The organism is Flavobacterium paronense, assembly GCF_030409795.1.
In the GTDB taxonomy this organism is placed as follows: Bacteria; Bacteroidota; Bacteroidia; order Flavobacteriales; family Flavobacteriaceae; genus Flavobacterium; species Flavobacterium paronense.
This window is the reverse complement of record NZ_JAUFQN010000019.1, coordinates 2,406,082-2,423,845: the sequence shown is the minus strand read 5'-3', so window position 1 is coordinate 2,423,845 and position 17,764 is coordinate 2,406,082. Positions and strand designations below refer to the sequence as shown.

Genomic DNA, 17,764 nt, shown 5'->3' with positions numbered 1-17,764 from the left:
AAACTACTTTTGGGGAAATATCTTTTTTGGAAACTAGTAATCAAAAAATCAATTTAGAAAACACGAATATCTCGCTTTACATAAAACGAGAAGACTTGATTCATCTTTATATTTCGGGTAATAAATTCAGAAAACTCAAATACAATTTGGTACAAGCCAAAAAAGAAAATAAAGAAGCCTTACTAACGTTTGGTGGCGCCTTTTCCAATCACATCTTAGCCGTTGCCGCTGCAGGAAATGAACAAGGATTTAAAACTATCGGAATTATAAGAGGTGAGGAGCTGCACGACAAAATTGCAGACAATCCAACCTTGCAGAAAGCACAAGATTTTGGAATGGTTTTTGAATTCGTGAACCGGAAAATTTACAGAGAAAAAAACAATCCCAAATTCATTCAACAATTAACCGAAAAATTCGGAGACTTTTATTTAATTCCCGAAGGAGGAACAAATGATTTAGCCATAAAAGGATGTGAAGAAATCCTAACAAAAACCGATGAAAATTTTGATTATATCTGCTGTGCTGTTGGAACAGGCGGCACTATTTCAGGAATTATAAATTGTTCAAAAAATAGTCAACAAGTTTTAGGTTTCCCCGCGTTAAAAGGTGATTTTTTAAGAGAAGATATTTGTAAATTTGCTAACAAGTTAAATTGGGAATTGATTACGGAGTATCATTTTGGAGGATATGCCAAAGTTTCAGAAGAATTGATTCAGTTTATTAACGAATTTTATCAAGAACATAAAGTTTTGTTAGACCCAATTTATACAGGTAAAATGATGTTTGGTGTTATGGATTTGATTACCAAAAATTATTTTCCTGAAAATTCAAAAATACTAGTAATTCATACTGGAGGTTTGCAAGGAATAATTGGAATGAATAAAGTATTAAAACAAAAAAAACAATTAGAAATTAAAATCTATGATTAATAAAACCATTTTAGTTTTGCTTATGATTTTTATGGTGTCGTGTAATGCCAATCATGCTGTGGTTCGAACGACAAAACCTGACCCAAGAAAATCAGAAAGCCTAATCGTTCAAAGAGTTAGAAAACCTATATACAGACCTGCAACTGTAAAAAATCCGGTTGCCATTACACAGAAAGATTCACCAACTGTTGGGAAATACGCCAATGCTACAGAAGTATTAGAAGCAACGACCAGAGTAAAAGTTACTACAGCAATGGTTTTAGCCTACATCGAAAATTATAAAAATGTAGCCAAAGAAAATATGACTAGAACAGGAATTCCAGCTAGTATAACTTTAGGACAAGCGCTATTAGAATCGGGAGCAGGAACTGGACCACTGAGTGTTCAGGCAAACAATCATTTTGGAATTAAATGTCATAAAGAATGGACAGGACCAAGTATACGCTATACTGATGATGAAGAAAATGAATGTTTCAGGAAATATGATGATCCAAGCCAATCTTTCAGAGACCATTCTTATTTTTTAACTAGCAGACCAAGATATGCAGAGCTTTTTGAATTTGGAAAAGATGATTATAAAAGTTGGGCTTACGGATTAAAAGCGGCGGGTTATGCAACTGATGCAAAGTATCCTGATAAACTAATCGGATTAATTGAAAAATACCAATTGAATAGATTTGATGCAGAAGTTTTAGGGAAAGAATTTGTGCCAGTAGCTATAAGTAAGTCAATTACTTACACTGAGAATCCTCAAAAATATACGATTATAAAAGGCGACTCATTGTACTCTATTTCCAAAAAATTTAATATTTCAATCGAAGAATTGAAAAAGAAAAACAATTTAGTTGACAATACTTTATCTCTTGGGCAAAGTATTATTGTCAAGTAATTTTCAAAATTAAAATTCACAATTTAAAGATGATTTATCAAAGAAGCAGTCAGTTATTTGCTGAAGCCGAAAAAGTAATTCCTGGTGGAGTAAATTCACCAGTTAGAGCGTTCAAAGGTGTTGGTGGAACTCCAATTTTTGCCAAAAGTGCTAAAGGTGCTTATTTATATGACGAAGATGACAATCGCTATATTGATTATATAAATTCATGGGGACCAATGATTTTAGGTCATGCTTTTCCACCTGTTGTTGAAGCCATAATTGAAAAAGCAAAAAAAGGAACATCTTTTGGAATGCCTACCGAATTGGAAACCAAAATTGCAGAATTAGCAGTTTCAATGGTGCCAAATATTGATAAAATTCGGTTTGTTAATTCAGGTACAGAAGCTTGTATGAGCGCTATCCGATTGGCAAGAGGTTTTACTAAAAGAGACAAAATTATAAAGTTTGCCGGTTGCTATCATGGGCATTCGGATTCTTTTTTAATTCAAGCCGGAAGTGGCGCAAGTACTTTTGGAACACCAAATTCTCCCGGAGTTACTCAAGGTACGGCAAAAGATACTTTATTGGCAAGTTTTAATGATTTAGATAATGTAAAGGCGCTTTTTGAAGCCAACCAAAATGAAATTGCTGCCATCATTGTTGAACCCGTTGCGGGAAATATGGGTTGTGTACCTCCGACAGTTGGTTTTTTACAATCGCTAAGGGAACTTTGTGATGCAAATAACACCTTGCTTATTTTTGATGAAGTAATGACTGGATTTCGTTTAGCCAAAGGAGGCGTACAGGAGTTATTTAATGTAAGAGCCGATATTGTCTGTTACGGAAAAGTTATAGGTGGAGGATTACCAGTAGGCGCATTTGCAGCACGAGAGGAGATAATGAACTACTTATCGCCACTCGGACCGGTATATCAAGCAGGAACACTTTCGGGAAATCCGTTAGCAATGGCTGCGGGATTTGCTATGCTTAAAACATTGAATGAAGATGCAACTATTTTTAAAAGATTGGAGGAGAAAACAACCTATTTGCATAAAGGAATTGAGAAAGTATTATTAGCAAATAATATTGTCTTTACAATCAATAGAGTAGGCTCTATGATTTCGGTTCATTTTGATGCAAATCCTGTTATTGATTTTCATACAGCCAAAAACGGAGATAATGAAACCTTTAAAAAGTTTTTCCATGGGTTATTAAAAGAAGGAGTTTATATTGCGCCTTCAGCCTATGAAACTTGGTTTATAACTGATGCCCTAACTTATGAAGATTTAGATTTTACCATAAAAGCAATCGATAAAGTTTCTAAAAGTTTATAGATAAATAAAAAGTCCTCTTATTCTAAAACAAGAGGACTTTTTTTTACTATATAAAATACTAGTGGATTAATTTCTCAAACAAAGTAGTATTTTTTTCTAATTTTTCCATTTGACTTCCATCCAAACTAGCTCTTATTTTTGCTTCAATAACTCTCGACAACTCAGCTTTTCTTTCTGCAGAAGTGTTAACGTCTTCAAGAATTGTAATTTTTTGTTCAAAGAGTCTTGCAAAATTTTCATTCTGAATTTTATCTAGTCCTAAAAATTCTGTGATTTCAGCAGCTTCTTTTTTTGCTTTTACGTGAGCTGATGAGGGAGCATTTTTATCTTGTGCATTTGCATTTATTGAAAATGCTAACAATAGTGTTAAAGCAGCAATTATTTTTTTCATTGTGAAATTTTTAGTTGAATTAATAATTCCAAAACTAATTTATTTTGACTTAAACACAAAATTTATTTTTATTTACTTTCAGGAAGTTCCTGTGGTTGTCTTTTCTCTCTTCTTTCTGCCATCTTTTCTTTCATTTTTTCTCTTCTTTCTTCCCGAATTTTTTCCCATTTGGCAAACTGATCTGGAGTCAATATTTTTTTCATTTCTGAACTTACGGCAGCTTGTTCTGTTTCCATTTGAGCTTTCATCTCAGTTTTTTTTGCAGCTTTTATCTCTTTCATTTCAGCTCTTTTTGCTTCTCTTTTTTCTACTTCTTTAGCAACTAAAACGCGAACTTCTTTGACTTGTTTTTCATTTAAGTTCAAGTCTTTGGTCATTTTTTTTACCTGGAAATCAACTTTTTGTTCCGTAGATAAATTTTCTCTTATGGCTTTTCTTTCACCTTTTTCTTGTGCAAATGTTGTTAATCCAACAACTAATAATGCTAATGCAAATACTTTTTTCATTTTATAGGGTTTTAAATTTTTGTGCCTTTAGGACGATGATGATTTTAAAAGGTTTAATCTTTAACATAATATTATACAAAAAAAGTTAATTAAGTTCTTTTTATTTTAGTTTAAAACTACCGTTTTGTTTTCTCCTTCAACAGCTACTTTGGTTAAACCGTGTTTTGCCAAACCTTTTATAGCAGCATCCCATTTTTTTCCGCTCAACCCTGATTTATCTTTTAGTTGAGACAATGGTTGATTATTTTCCGTTTTTAATAATCCAATAATTACTTTTTCATCTTCGGTTAGTTCCAACTGTTTTTTCTCCGGACGCATTTGCGGAAAGAATAAAACCTCTTGAATAGAAGGGTTATTGGTTAAGAACATAATTAATCGATCCATCCCAATACCTAAACCCGATGTTGGAGGCATCCCGTATTCTAATGCACGTAAAAAGTCTTCATCTATAATTCCGTTTGCTTCATCATCACCTTTTTCTGCTAAAGCCATTTGTGCTTCAAAACGTTGTCTTTGGTCAATAGGGTCATTAAGTTCTGAATACGCATTGGCAATTTCTTTTCCGCAAACCATCAATTCAAAACGTTCTGTCAATTCCGGGTTATCTCTGTGTTCTTTACATAAAGGGGACATTTCTTTTGGATAATCGGTAATGAACGTTGGCTGAATAAAGTTGCCTTCGCATTTTGCTCCGAAAATCTCATCAATTAGTTTCCCTTTCCCCATGGTTTCATCCACTTCAATATGCATCGATTTAGCCGCTTCAAATAGCTCGGCTTCCGTTTTACCTGAAATGTCAAAACCGGTAAATTGTTTGATAGCATCAGTCATAGTAACTCTTGGATAAGGCGCTTTGAAGTTTACTTTGTGTTCGCCAAAAATAGTCTCGGTTGTTCCATTCACTTCATTGGCACAATATTCCAAAAGATTTTCGGTCATTTCCATCATCCAATTGTAGTCTTTGTAGGCTACATAAATTTCCATTGCGGTAAATTCCGGATTGTGCGTTCTGTCCATTCCTTCGTTTCTAAAGTTTTTAGAAAACTCATAGACGCCATCAAAACCGCCAACGATTAATCTTTTTAGATATAATTCGTTTGCAATTCGCATATATAACGGAATGTCTAAACTATTGTGATGTGTTATAAACGGACGAGCGGCAGCTCCGCCTGGAATAGATTGTAAAACCGGAGTTTCTACTTCCATATAACCGGCAGCGTTGAAAAAGTTTCTCATGGCAGTAAACAATTTGTTTCTTTTAACAAAAACTTCTTTTACATGTGGGTTTACAACTAAATCTACATAACGCATTCTATAACGCAATTCAGCATCGTTAAAAGCATCATGCACTTTTCCTTCTTCATCTGTTTTTGGCAATGGCAATGGGCGCAATGTTTTACTTAAAAAAGTAAAATTATCAACTCTAATGCATTGTGCACCGACTTTTGTAGTAAACAATTCACCTTCAATTCCAATAAAATCACCTAAATCAGTCAATTTTTTAAAAACATTGTTATACATCGTCTTGTCCTCGCCAAGACATAACATATCCCGATTCAAATACAACTGAATTCGTCCTTCACTATCTTGTAATTCGGCAAAACATGCTTTTCCTTGATCGCGAACACTCATTAAACGACCAGCAACAATAACCTTTTTACCCTCTTCGAAATTTTCCTTAACCTGTTTTGAAGTATTATTAACAGGGAATAAATCGGCAGGATAGGGGTTAATTCCTAGTTCGCGAAGCGATTTTAATTTATCTCTCCTGATAATTTCTTGTTCTGAAAGTTGCATAGTATTGTATTTAAGCGTGCAAAGATAGGGATAAGTGTCAAAGTTTCAAAGAGGCATTTTTTTACACAATACGATAACACTTAGTGATACCTTATGGAAATTGTGATTTTTTATTTCCTTGGGGCTAAACCTGTCAGGTTTCATAGTATATAGCAGGGAGTTACTTTTTTATTGTAATTTTGCTATCTCATACCAAAGAAATGAATAAGGAAATTCAACTACAGGATTTAGGAAATAAGGATTATAAGGAAACCTGGGACTATCAAGAGGAATTATTCAAGCAGATTGTTGATATAAAAATTCAAAACAGGAGAGCCGAAACCAATCTGGAAACGCCTAATTATTTTCTGTTTGTTGAACATCCGCATGTGTATACTTTAGGCAAAAGTGGCGATATGAGTAATTTGCTTTTATCTGAAAAACAATTGGAGGCAAAGGGTGCGACATTTTATAAAATCAATCGTGGTGGCGATATTACTTATCACGGACCTGGACAAATTGTTGGATATCCAATAGTAGATTTAGAAAATTTCTTTACCGACATTCATAAATATTTGCGCTTTCTGGAAGAAGTCATCATAGCAACTTTAGCAGAATACACTATAACCGGAACAAGAAGCGAAGGAGAAACCGGCGTTTGGCTTGACGTTGGAACACCCTTTGCCCGAAAAATTTGTGCTATGGGAGTTCGGGCTTCTCGTTGGGTAACGATGCATGGTTTTGCCTTGAATGTAAATGCCAATTTAGGTTATTTTGACAATATTATTCCGTGTGGCATTAAAGGAAAAGCGGTTACTTCAATGCATGTAGAACTTGGGCAAACCGTCAATGAAGCAGAAGTTAAAGCAAAAATAATAAAACATTTTTCTATACTTTTCGAGGGTAACTTTAGCTGAGAATTCTATAAATCAAATTTCAACTGTTCAGGCAGTAATCGAAAACTCATTCGGTGGTATTTGGTTGTGCCATATTTTCTGATGGCTTCTCTATGCTCTAGTGTTGGATAGCCTTTGTTTTGTTTCCAATTATACATTGGGAATTCTTCGTGAATTTGATTCATATAGTCATCTCTGTATGTTTTTGCTAAAACAGAAGCCGCCGCAATACTCATATACTTTGAGTCCCCTTTTATAATAGTGGAATAAGGGATGCCATTAATCGGTTTAAAACGATTTCCATCAACAATAATATAATTAGGTATAGGATTTAACTTTGTTATACATTCTTGCATTGCTTTTATGGAAGCATTCAGAATATTAATTTCATCAATAATTTTTGGGTCGAGATGGGTAACGGAAAACGATATTGAAACCTCTTCAATGATTGGTTTTAACTTATCTCTGGTCTTTTCTGAAAGTTGTTTTGAATCATTCAATAAACTAGACACAAAGTTATCCGGCAAAATAACAGCAGCTGCAGTAACAGGACCTGCAAGACATCCTCTTCCCGCCTCATCTGTACCACATTCAAAAATGAAATCAGAAAAATTTGTTAGCAACATTTTATTTTTTTAAACAAAAATACTAAAATGACGCAACTAATCGAAGTTTATTGAATCAGCATTATTGTTGAAAAAAAGTCATAGAACTTTAACGTTTACAAATTGATTATTTACTGTTAATGTTTGGTTAATTAAGAAATAATTAAGAAGTTTGCAAAATAACTAACTCAAATAAAATTAATATGAGATCGAAGTTCAAATGGATTTTTACGCTATTATTGGCGTTATCAATGCAGTTTTCGTTTGCACAAGAGAAAACTGTAACGGGTGTTGTTTCAGATAAGTCTGGACCATTACCAGGTGCTAATGTTGTTGTTAAAGGAACAACACGTAGCGCACAAACAGATTTTGATGGTAAATATGCCATTAAAGCAAAAGCAGGTGAAGTTTTAGTAATATCATTCACTGGTTACAATAATTCAACTATTACTGTTGGAACAGCTAATAATTACAATGTGTCTCTAAAAGAGCAAAGTGTTAAATTGGAAGAGGTTGTTATATTAGGATATGACAAGACAGCTACCAAAGCAAAATCAACTGCAGCAACTACAACGGTAAGTGCAGAGAGTATTAAAAACAGACCAAATATTACGGTATTACAGTCACTTTCCGGTAATGTTGCTGGTTTGAATGTAATTACGTCTTCTGGTTCTCCAGGTTCAGCAAAATTTGATTTGCTTATTAGAGGTCAGGGATCAGTGAATAGTTCTACAGAACCATTGTATGTTATAGATGGAGTTCCAACAAATTCTGTTGTTTTTAGAAATATCAACCCAGAAGATATTGAGTCTGCAACGGTATTAAGAGATGCTGCTTCTACCTCTATCTATGGTAGTAGATCTGCTAATGGTGTTGTAATCATTAAAACAAAAAATGGTAAATACGAATCAGGTCTTAAAATTTCGTACACAAGTACTTATGGTATTTCTGAACTTACAAAAGACAAATACAATCTTATGAGTTCTCAACAATTGTTGAGATTCCAAAGAGATAATTCAATAAGTGCAGGAGCGGGGAATAATGTGCTGCTTAATCAATATTTAGGCGCTACAGATGGTGATCCTCTAACGGATGAGCAAATCTTAAGAGCTCCTAATACTGATTGGAGAGATGTGTTTTTTACTACTTCTCAAACCCAAACGCATAACCTTAGTTTAACCTCTGGAGGTAAAAATTTAAATAATTACACCTCTTTAAGTTATACTCAGCAAAGTGGTATCGTTAATACCACAGACTTCCAAAGATTTACTTACAGAACAAATTTGTCTGGAAAAAGCAATAATGATAAATTTAACTATGGTACAAATTTAACATTAGCTTTATCTAAAAGATATCAATTAGGTCAAGAGACTAATGGAGCTATTAATAATAATGTTGTTCAAAATCCTTTGTTAGGTTCGTTAACAGGTGTTCCTTATTATGGTTCTGATTTCTATCCTGGAACCGGTCAAGGTCTTTATGATATTGTTGGAACTGATTTTGATGGTGGTAATACAACGCTTGTTTTACAAGATCTTTTACAGGATGGTAACCAACCTAACCAATTTAATGAAATTAAAGTTTTAGCTAATGCTAATGCTAGTTACAAATTATCAAGAGATTTTACAGCGGCTACAAGATTTGGTGTTGATTACACTCATTCTGACAGAACTTTTGCAAGAGCACCATGGTCTTATTTAGCAATTGCCGTTAGAGAAAATAGTTCATTGCCTTTTGGAGGTTTTGAATCAAGAACTTCGGATAGAGATTTTGGATTTAACGTTGTTAACAGTTTAAAATATGCAAGAACTTTTGGGAAACATAGCGTTGATGCAGGTGTTTACATGGAATATATCAAGGCATACAGAACTTTTAACACATCTCAACAAAATGGTCTTGATTTGTTAACGTATGCTTTTGGAGCAGGAACAGGATGGACTAACGTTGGAGCAAACTTTGCAGCTCTTAGACCAACTAACAGTGCTGCTAAAAATAAAGCAGGAACTTATTCTAATTTCGTTTCAGCTACTTATGATTATGATGGTAAGTACGGACTTGACGCAACAGTAAGAAGAGATGCTAGTTACCGTTTTGTTGGCGATAACAAATGGGGTACGTTCTGGTCTGTTGGTTCAAGATGGAATATTGACAGAGAGAATTTCATGAAGAATTCAATTTTCAATATGTTAAAATTAAGAGCCTCTTATGGTATTCAGGGTAATCAAAATCTTGGTGTTCCTGCTTTTGGTGGAAACCCGTTATATACCGCTTCTAACTTAGTAAGAGATTTAATTGCAACTGGAACTGGTTACGGAAACACAGGCGCTTATGTTCTGTCTCAATTCGGTAATAACACTTTACAATGGGAAGAGCAAACAATGACAAATCTTGGATTGGATTTTGGTTTGTGGAAAGATAGATTAACAGGTAATGTAGATGTTTACAACAGAGTTACCGATAAATTATTTACAAGTATAAACTTATCAGCTGCCGCAGGTGCTGGAACAGGGTTGTCAGGAAATAATGGTTCATTAGAAAATAAAGGTATTGAGTTAGCGCTAAGATTAAAAGTTTTTAGAGGTAAAGATTTTAATCTTGAGCTTTTTGCAAATGGAGCCTACAATCAAAACAAATATACCGATATTGTTAGTACACCAGATTCTGTTGGTAACACAATTGACGAAAACGGTAGTATGGTAAATGAGTATTGGTTAGTTCCTTATGCTGGGGTTAATCCTGCAAACGGTGAATTATTATTTGTTGCTGCTGATGGTAGTTTAACTGAAACTCCAGATGATGTTGACAGAAGAAAAACCGGAAAAAGCAATCTTCCAATTTACCAAGGAGGATTTGGATTCAGTATGGATTATAAAGGATTTTTTGTTGATACACAATTTGCTTATTCATTAGATCAATGGAGATTTGACTATGCACAATTATGGTTAAATTCACCTTCATTTGCAGCAGATAATAATATGTCTACTGATATCTTAAATGCATGGACACCAACAAACACTAATACAAATGTTCCTTCTGTTAATGCATCAAATTTTGATTTAGGTACTGATTTTTCAGACAAATGGTTGAAAGATGCTTCTTATGTAAGATTGAAAAATCTTAGTTTTGGTTATAATTTCGATAAAAAAACATTAGAGAAGTCGTTTTTAACTTCTTTGAAACTTTTTGTTCAAGCTGAGAATCTTTACACTTGGACTAAATGGAGAGGTTTTGATCCTGATTTTGGTTCAAATTCTAATGTTGGATCTTTCCCTACGCCTAGAACGGTATCGTTTGGTGTTAATGTTGAATTTTAAAAAAAAATATATATCATGAAAAGAATAAAATTAATTTTTATCTCTAGTTTTTTTACGATGTTTTTGTTTTCTTCCTGTGAAGATGCCTATAATATTGTTCAGGATGGAGAACTAAATGAATCGGCAATAACAGATATTTCCGGATTACAAAGCTACCTAAATGGTACTTATGCTGGGGTTTCGACATCTAATCAGATTGGGTTTACAGGTAAGTTTACTGACGAATGCAGTGTTGGTAGAGGTAATGGTGGGCAAGACTTAAATCTTCACCGATTTTTCCTTTTAACAGGAGAACAGGTTGTAAGTGACATTTGGTTTGATAATTATCAAACTATTAACAGATGTAACAGACTTTTAAGAATGGCTAATGATCAAGTACCGGTTCCAACTGACCCAACTCAATTAGCTACTTATAATTCTATTTTGGCTCAAGCCAGAGCATTAAGAGCGTTTAGCTATTTTGAGTTATTAACTTACTTCTCTACAGATTTAAAAGATGACAATGCACTTGGAGTGATGTTATTTACAAATGTGCCTGCAGCAAGTGATAAACTTCCTAGAGTTGCTAATGGTTTAGTATTTGCTCAAATTGAAGACGATTTAAATTATGCTTTTGCTAATGTTGTGCCATCGGCTACAACGCCTTACAAGTTTGTTTCTAAACCTATGATTACTGCTTTAAGAGCAAGAATGTATTTATACAGAGGTAATTATACATTAGCAAAACAATATGCTCAGGATGCAATTGCAACTGCTGGCGTTTCTCTTACGCTTGCTAACCCTGTGCCTGCTGGTGCACCAACTAATCCTTTTGCAATTCCATCAGCAACAACAGCTTGGAATAACTCTTTTTATGGGGCGACAACAACAAATCCATACAGAAGAATGTGGGCTGATTTAGCTCAAGGCGAAATTATATGGTCGCTTGACAGACCTGCAGCTGGAACAACATGGGAAAACGTTGCAACACAATTTACTACCAATAGTTCTAACCTTGCTGGTTCTCCGTTATTTGAAGTTGGTAGAGCTTTGTTCAACAAACTTGGTGCAACTTCTGGTGATGTAAGAAGATATGCTAATGTTGATCCAACATCTATATACAATGTTAACTATGCTACTGATCCAAATTATATCGCAACAGATGTAATCGTAATTGATAAGTATCCAGGAAAAACAGGATTTGTTACTAGAAATGACATAAAAGTATTTAGACTTTCTGAAATGTATTTCATCCTTGCTGAATGTTATGCAAGTGAAGGAAACATTAATGGAGCTACTAACTCTGTCGCTTCAGTTATTAAACAAATCAAAGACGCTAGAAACTTTTTAGGAGCTCAACCTTTACCTGTATATGCTGACGCAACAGCTGCTTGGGCTGGTATTTTAGCAGAAAGAAGATTAGAGTTATGTTTTGAAGGTTTTAGATATATTGACATGAAAAGATTAGGTACCCTAGCAAATCAAACACTTGATAGAGACCCAACAGATGATCAAATTACTGGTTCTCCGTTGTCTATTCCTAATAATGATTATAGATTTACTTTGCCAATTCCATTGGATGAGATTAATGGTAATCCTGGTATTGCTGCACAACAGAATCCTGGATACAATTAAAATATTTTAAGTACTATTAAAAAAAACCTTTTTCTTTATAGAAAAAGGTTTTTTTGTAACAAATACAATTTATGAAAACACTATTTGCACTTTTATTTTTTCCTTTTTTTGTTTTCAGCCAAACTATTGCAGAAAGACAAAAAATTGCCGCTTCCAATAATCAAACTGAGATTGCTAGACTTAAGAAAAGTAATGAAGAATTTTCTATAGTACAGCAAAAAAGAATTGATGATTATAAAAAACAACATCCTTTTGTTGATAGTGAAAAAATGTCATTACAAAGAATTGAGGATGATGGGACTCCAATTTTTTATACCATTTATAACCAAGGTTCTTCAGTAACTTTAGGGACAAATAAAATGTATCCCGGAGGAAGTCTTGGATTAAGTGTAACTGGTACTGGTATGACAGCTGGTGTTTGGGATGGCGGAAAAGTAAGAGATACACATCAAGAGTTTGTGGGTGGTAAGGTAACCTTGAGCGATGCAGCAGCAACCCTAAGTTCGCACAGTACTCATGTTACCGGAACTATTATGGCTTCAGGTTTTAGCCCACTTAGAAAAGGAATTGCGTATGGAGCACAAGCAAAAACCTACGATTGGACTTCTGATTATTCTGAGTTTCTGGCTTTTGGTGCTGCAGGTTATTTAGCTTCTAATCACTCTTATGGCTATATTGCGTCAAGTTTGTCAGATGCCAAGTTTGGACAATACGATGCTTCATCTATACAAATAGATAATGCAGCCTATGCTAATCCTTATTATCAAATATGTGTTGCTGCAGGAAATGACAGAGATGATTTTACAATTGCTCAAGTGGGTAATAAAGGAGGTTATGATTTACTAACTGGATTTGCTACTTCTAAAAATAGTCTGGTGGTTGCAGCTGTTAATGAAGTTTCGAATTATACAAGTGAAAGCAGTGTTGTTATGAGTTCATTTAGTAATTATGGACCAACAGATGATGGTAGAATTAAACCCGATATTTCAGCAAAAGGTGTTGGCGTAAGCTCTTGCGTTAGTAGTGGCAATGCTTCTTATGATACTTATCAAGGAACTTCAATGGCAACTCCAGCCATAACAGGAATGATATTATTGCTTCAAAAGCACTATAACAATCTTAATCCATCAACTTACATGAGAGCTTCAACTGTTCGTGGATTGATATGCCATTCAGCTAAAGAAGCAGGTTTATATCCAGGTCCGGATTATGAATTTGGCTGGGGATTAGCAAATGCTGAATTAGCTGCAAATATTATTACAAATAGAAATGTTTCAACAGTTTTAGAAGAAAACACCTTAAATGTTGGTCAGACTTTTACAAAACAAATTTCAATTGCATCTACTCAAAAATTATCAGCAACAATTTGCTGGACTGATCCGCAAGGAACTTCAAATAATGCAAATGATATTGATAATAGAGCTGCAAGACTTAAAAATAATCTTGATTTAAAGATTTTAAAAGACGGTACCATTTATTATCCTTGGAAGTTATATGTTGAAGACCCAACTTCACCAGCAATAAACACAGAAGAAAATGATGTTGATAATGTTGAAAAAGTAGAGATTGTTGATGCGCAACCAGGAATTTATACCATTCAGGTTACTCATAAAGGAACACTGACTGGTGGTTCTCAAGTTTTCTCATTGATTGCTAATGCAACTAATCAATTAAGTTTAAACACCAGAGACTATGATTTTGATACTAGTATTTTTATTTATCCTAATCCTGCAGCTTCTGTTTTGAATTTTATTGTAAAAAATAATACTACAGTTTCTGATATCACAATTAACGACATCTCCGGCAAACAAATTTACAAATCAGTAAATGCTATAAATAACAGTATTGACGTTTCAAGTCTTTCCTCGGGTGTTTATTTTGTAACATTTAAATCAGATAATAATTCGGTTACCAAAAAATTTATTAAAGAGTAACTTTTTCAATGAATTATAGTAAAACCATCTCAATTATTTGTGATGGTTTTTTTATGATTTTATTCCAAATTGTTTTATGTATTTTTGCTTCGAAATAGTTTAAGATGAAATACGTATTAATTGCCCTTTTTTTATTGAATTTTTCTATTGGTTTCTCACAAATTGAGAACTCAAAAGAAGATGATACCACTAAAGATGTAGAAAAGAAAGCCCCCAAAGCCGCTTACAACCAATATAGAATTATCACTTTGCAAAGAGATACAACTTATGTAGACACTTCTTTAACCATCAAAAAAGAATACGAATACAACTATTTGCGAAAAGACATATTTGGATTGCTTCCCTTTGCTAATGAAGGACAAACGTATACAGTTCTTGATTTCGGTTTAAAAAAATTCACCTCATTTCCCGAAATTGGCTTCTCTGGAAAACAGTTTAATTATATAGGCGTTAACGATATCAAATATTATTCGGTTGCAACACCTATAACAGAGTTGTATTTCAAAACTACTATGGAACAAGGGCAATCTATTGATGCTTTTATAACGGTTAATACTTCAGAACGTTTTAATATGTCTGTTGCTTTTAAAGGACTGCGTTCTTTGGGGAAATATGTCAATCAACTTTCGAGCACAGGAAATTTCAGATTTACATCTAGCTATAATACACTAAATAAAAGATACTATCTAAATTTTCATTTCACAGGACAAGATTTTCTGAACGGAGAGAACGGTGGAATTACAACCATCGAAGATTTTGAAAGCGGCGATGGCGCATTTTCAAACCGTGCCAGACTTGAGGTATATCTCAAAGATGCCAAAACTTTTATGAAAGGGAAACGTACTTTTTTTGATCACAATTTCAGAATAAACAGTACAAAAGGCGACAACAATTTATATCTAACCCACCAGTTCAATTACGAAAATAAATTTTTTGAATACAACCAAGTTACGGTGCCATCAACTGTTGGGAATACGAATATTAATCGATTCGGGGATTCGTACGTTACCAGTAATATAAACGATCATACGCGTTTTAACCGAATGTATAATAAAGTAGGTGCTATTTATGAAAATTCACTACTTGGAAAATTCCAGTTTTTTGCAGAAGACTTCCGCTATAATTATTATTACAACAAAATATTGATATTAGATTCTGGAATAATTTCGAGTTCGTTAAATGATAAAATCAATACCGTTGGCGGACAATACGATTACCAAAAAAGCAAATGGAACGGAACGTTTACCTATTCCAATTCGATTTCAAATCAGCCAATGTCTAACTTAGATGCAAGGCTAAACTACAAACTCAACGACAAAAACGAGTTTATTTTTCAATACCAAATGGTAAATAAAATTCCAGATCATATTTACAATTTATACCAAAGCAGTTATGTTGATTATAATTGGAACAATGATTTTAAAAATGAAAAAATAAACAACATCGAAGCCACCGCAAAAACGCAATGGCTTACTGCTTCGTTGCAAATAAGTTCTATCAAAGATTATTTGTATTTTAGTAATGATGTTACTAATCCGCAACAGCAAATTATCTCCCCAAAACAATACGACAAAGCCATAAATTATTTATCGGTAAAAGTGAGTCGTGAGTTCAAATGGTGGAAATTAGCTTTAGACAATACCGTTTTGTATCAGCAAGTAGATCAAAAAGAGGACATTCTTAATGTGCCACAAATAGTCACTAGAAATTCACTTTATTTCACTAATTATTATTTCAAAAAAGCCTTATATCTTCAAACGGGTTTTATATTTAATTATTTCACAAAATATTATATAAACGATTACAATCCGGTTACCGCAGAAGCATTTGTGCAAAACGAAAAAAAGGTGGGCGATTTTCCAATGGTAGATTTCTTTATCAATGCAAGAATTCGCCAAACTAGAATTTTCCTAAAAGCAGAACATTTTAACTCCAAAATGACCGGCAATAATTTCTATACAGCACCCAATTATCCGTATCGCGATTTCATGATTCGATTTGGTTTGGTTTGGACATTCTTCCAATAGTTTTTTCTTGGGCGTGAAAACGCGCTGTCCACTATATCTTTTGTCTCGTTTTAAGAACGAGACAAAAGGATGCCGTTTCCATCACGCACGCAAACGTTTTCGAATTAACGTTCTCCAAACTTGCAAACCTTCTTTTTATCAATATCTTTGTAGCTATAAATAAAAAAGGCTCAGTAACTCAAAGAAATGACATACGCAGAAAACATATTAGGAACTATAGGTAACACACCTTTAGTAAAATTAAACAAAGTTGTAGCAGGAATTGATGCTTTGGTTTTAGCCAAAGTAGAAACCTTCAATCCAGGCAATTCTACCAAAGACCGAATGGCACTAAAAATGGTTGAAGATGCCGAAGCCGACGGTAGATTAAAACCAGGCGGAACCATCATCGAAGGAACATCCGGAAATACTGGTATGGGGTTAGCACTTGCCGCCATTGTAAAAGGATACAAATGTATTTTCGTAATTACCGACAAGCAATCCAAAGAAAAAATGGATATACTGCGAGCTGTTGGTGCTAAAGTTATTGTCTGTCCTACTGATGTGGAGCCAACTGATCCGCGTTCCTACTATTCCGTTTCCAAAAGATTAGGTACTGAAATTCCAAATTCCTGGTACGTAAATCAATATGATAACCCATCCAATGCGATTGCGCATTATGAACAAACGGGTCCTGAGATTTGGGAACAAACTGATGGAAAAGTTACTCATTTTGTTGTTGGGGTAGGAACAGGTGGAACCATTTCAGGAATTGGAAAATACCTGAAAGAGAAAAATCCGAATATTAAAATTTGGGGAATTGATACCTATGGTTCTGTATTTAAAAAATACCACGAAACCGGAATTTTTGACGAGAACGAAATCTATTCCTATATCACCGAAGGAATTGGAGAAGATATCCTTCCAAAAAACGTTGACTTTTCATTGATTGATGGTTTTACAAAAGTAACCGATAAAGATGCTGCAGTTTACACCAGAAGAATTGCTTTAGAAGAAGGAATTTTTGTAGGGAATTCAGCTGGTTCTTGTGTGAAAGGCCTACACCAATTGAAAGAACATTTCACTAAAGACGATGTTGTTGTGGTTTTATTCCACGATTCAGGAAGCCGTTATGTTGGAAAAATGTTCAACGATGATTGGATGCGCGAAAGAGGGTTTTTGGATGAAGAAATCACCAAAGCCGAAGATGTTATCAAAGACCACAAAGACAAACCATTGGTAGTGGTCAGAACTGAAGAGCTTGTTTCGCATGCAATAGAACGTTTGAAAAAATATAATATTTCTCAAATTCCTGTAATTGACACTACTGGTTTTGTGGGAAGCTTAGACGAAACCGATTTGTTCAGAAGTTATGTAGAAGACAGAAACATTGCCGATAAACCTATTAGAGAAATAATGGGAAAACCTTATCCAATTGTTAGTGCCAATGCGCCAATTGAAGAAATTTCCAAATTAATTAACAAAGACAATCAGGCGGTTTTAGTAGATTTGGGTAATGGGAAACACCACATTATTACCAAGCACGATATTATTAGTTCTATTAAATAAAGCAATAATCAATAGTTAA

Annotated in this window: 13 protein-coding genes; 9 read left to right on the top strand and 4 right to left on the bottom strand. The window is 34.1% G+C overall.

Features of this window, described 5'->3' with window-relative positions; all coding sequences use genetic code 11:
* Positions 1-26: 26 nt before the first annotated feature.
* Genes QWY90_RS11830 through hemL form a run of 3 tightly spaced genes read left to right on the top strand, consistent with a single transcriptional unit; the run spans position 27 to position 3,134 of the window.
* Positions 27-929 carry a 1-aminocyclopropane-1-carboxylate deaminase/D-cysteine desulfhydrase gene (locus tag QWY90_RS11830; protein WP_290286139.1) on the top strand — a complete coding sequence of 301 codons (903 nt, stop codon included), beginning with the start codon at positions 27-29 and terminating at the stop codon, positions 927-929.
* A complete protein-coding gene (locus QWY90_RS11825) occupies positions 922-1,818 on the top strand; it encodes a glucosaminidase domain-containing protein (protein ID WP_290286138.1) in 897 nt (298 codons plus the stop codon). The genes QWY90_RS11830 and QWY90_RS11825 overlap by 8 nt, the downstream gene beginning before the upstream one ends.
* A gap of 29 nt (positions 1,819-1,847) precedes the next feature.
* Positions 1,848-3,134 (top strand): glutamate-1-semialdehyde 2,1-aminomutase, encoded by a 1,287-nt coding sequence (gene hemL / locus QWY90_RS11820; protein WP_290286137.1) that lies wholly within the window; start codon positions 1,848-1,850, stop codon positions 3,132-3,134.
* A 58-nt stretch (positions 3,135-3,192) separates the two neighbouring features.
* Here the strand turns inward: hemL and QWY90_RS11815 are convergent, their stop codons facing one another.
* The 3 genes from QWY90_RS11815 to lysS form a co-directional block, all read right to left on the bottom strand.
* The gene (locus QWY90_RS11815) at positions 3,193-3,525 is read right to left on the bottom strand and encodes a hypothetical protein (protein ID WP_290286136.1); all 333 of its coding nucleotides are present in this window, start codon (positions 3,523-3,525) and stop codon (positions 3,193-3,195) included.
* Between the two features lie 68 nt (positions 3,526-3,593).
* Entirely contained in the window at positions 3,594-4,031 is a 438-nt protein-coding gene (locus tag QWY90_RS11810; protein WP_290286135.1) for a DUF4890 domain-containing protein, read from the bottom strand.
* Positions 4,032-4,136: 105 nt separating this feature from the next.
* Complete coding sequence (lysS, locus tag QWY90_RS11805; RefSeq protein ID WP_290286134.1) at positions 4,137-5,828, bottom strand: lysine--tRNA ligase; 1,692 nt, start codon at positions 5,826-5,828, stop codon at positions 4,137-4,139.
* Positions 5,829-6,028: 200 nt separating this feature from the next.
* Here lysS and lipB point away from each other — a divergent pair, with 200 nt between their 5' ends.
* Positions 6,029-6,724: a lipoyl(octanoyl) transferase LipB gene (gene lipB, locus QWY90_RS11800; RefSeq protein WP_290286133.1), complete on the top strand. Its 696-nt coding sequence runs from the start codon at positions 6,029-6,031 to the stop codon at positions 6,722-6,724.
* A gap of 5 nt (positions 6,725-6,729) precedes the next feature.
* Here lipB and rnhB read toward each other — a convergent pair whose 3' ends face one another.
* Positions 6,730-7,329, bottom strand: coding sequence for a ribonuclease HII (rnhB, locus tag QWY90_RS11795; RefSeq protein WP_290286132.1), 600 nt, complete (start codon positions 7,327-7,329; stop codon positions 6,730-6,732).
* A gap of 182 nt (positions 7,330-7,511) precedes the next feature.
* On the opposite strand from rnhB, the gene QWY90_RS11790 reads away from it, so the two are divergent.
* The 5 genes from QWY90_RS11790 (at position 7,512) to QWY90_RS11770 (ending at position 17,745) form a co-directional block, all read left to right on the top strand.
* The gene (locus QWY90_RS11790; protein WP_290286131.1) at positions 7,512-10,622 is read left to right on the top strand and encodes a SusC/RagA family TonB-linked outer membrane protein; all 3,111 of its coding nucleotides are present in this window, start codon (positions 7,512-7,514) and stop codon (positions 10,620-10,622) included.
* A gap of 15 nt (positions 10,623-10,637) precedes the next feature.
* A complete protein-coding gene (locus QWY90_RS11785; protein ID WP_290286129.1) occupies positions 10,638-12,236 on the top strand; it encodes a RagB/SusD family nutrient uptake outer membrane protein in 1,599 nt (532 codons plus the stop codon).
* Between the two features lie 71 nt (positions 12,237-12,307).
* Positions 12,308-14,170 carry a S8 family serine peptidase gene (locus QWY90_RS11780; protein WP_290286128.1) on the top strand — a complete coding sequence of 621 codons (1,863 nt, stop codon included), beginning with the start codon at positions 12,308-12,310 and terminating at the stop codon, positions 14,168-14,170.
* Positions 14,171-14,274: 104 nt separating this feature from the next.
* The gene (locus tag QWY90_RS11775; RefSeq protein ID WP_290286127.1) at positions 14,275-16,197 is read left to right on the top strand and encodes a putative porin; all 1,923 of its coding nucleotides are present in this window, start codon (positions 14,275-14,277) and stop codon (positions 16,195-16,197) included.
* A 186-nt stretch (positions 16,198-16,383) separates the two neighbouring features.
* A complete protein-coding gene (locus tag QWY90_RS11770) occupies positions 16,384-17,745 on the top strand; it encodes a pyridoxal-phosphate dependent enzyme (protein WP_290286126.1) in 1,362 nt (453 codons plus the stop codon).
* Positions 17,746-17,764: the final 19 nt, after the last annotated feature.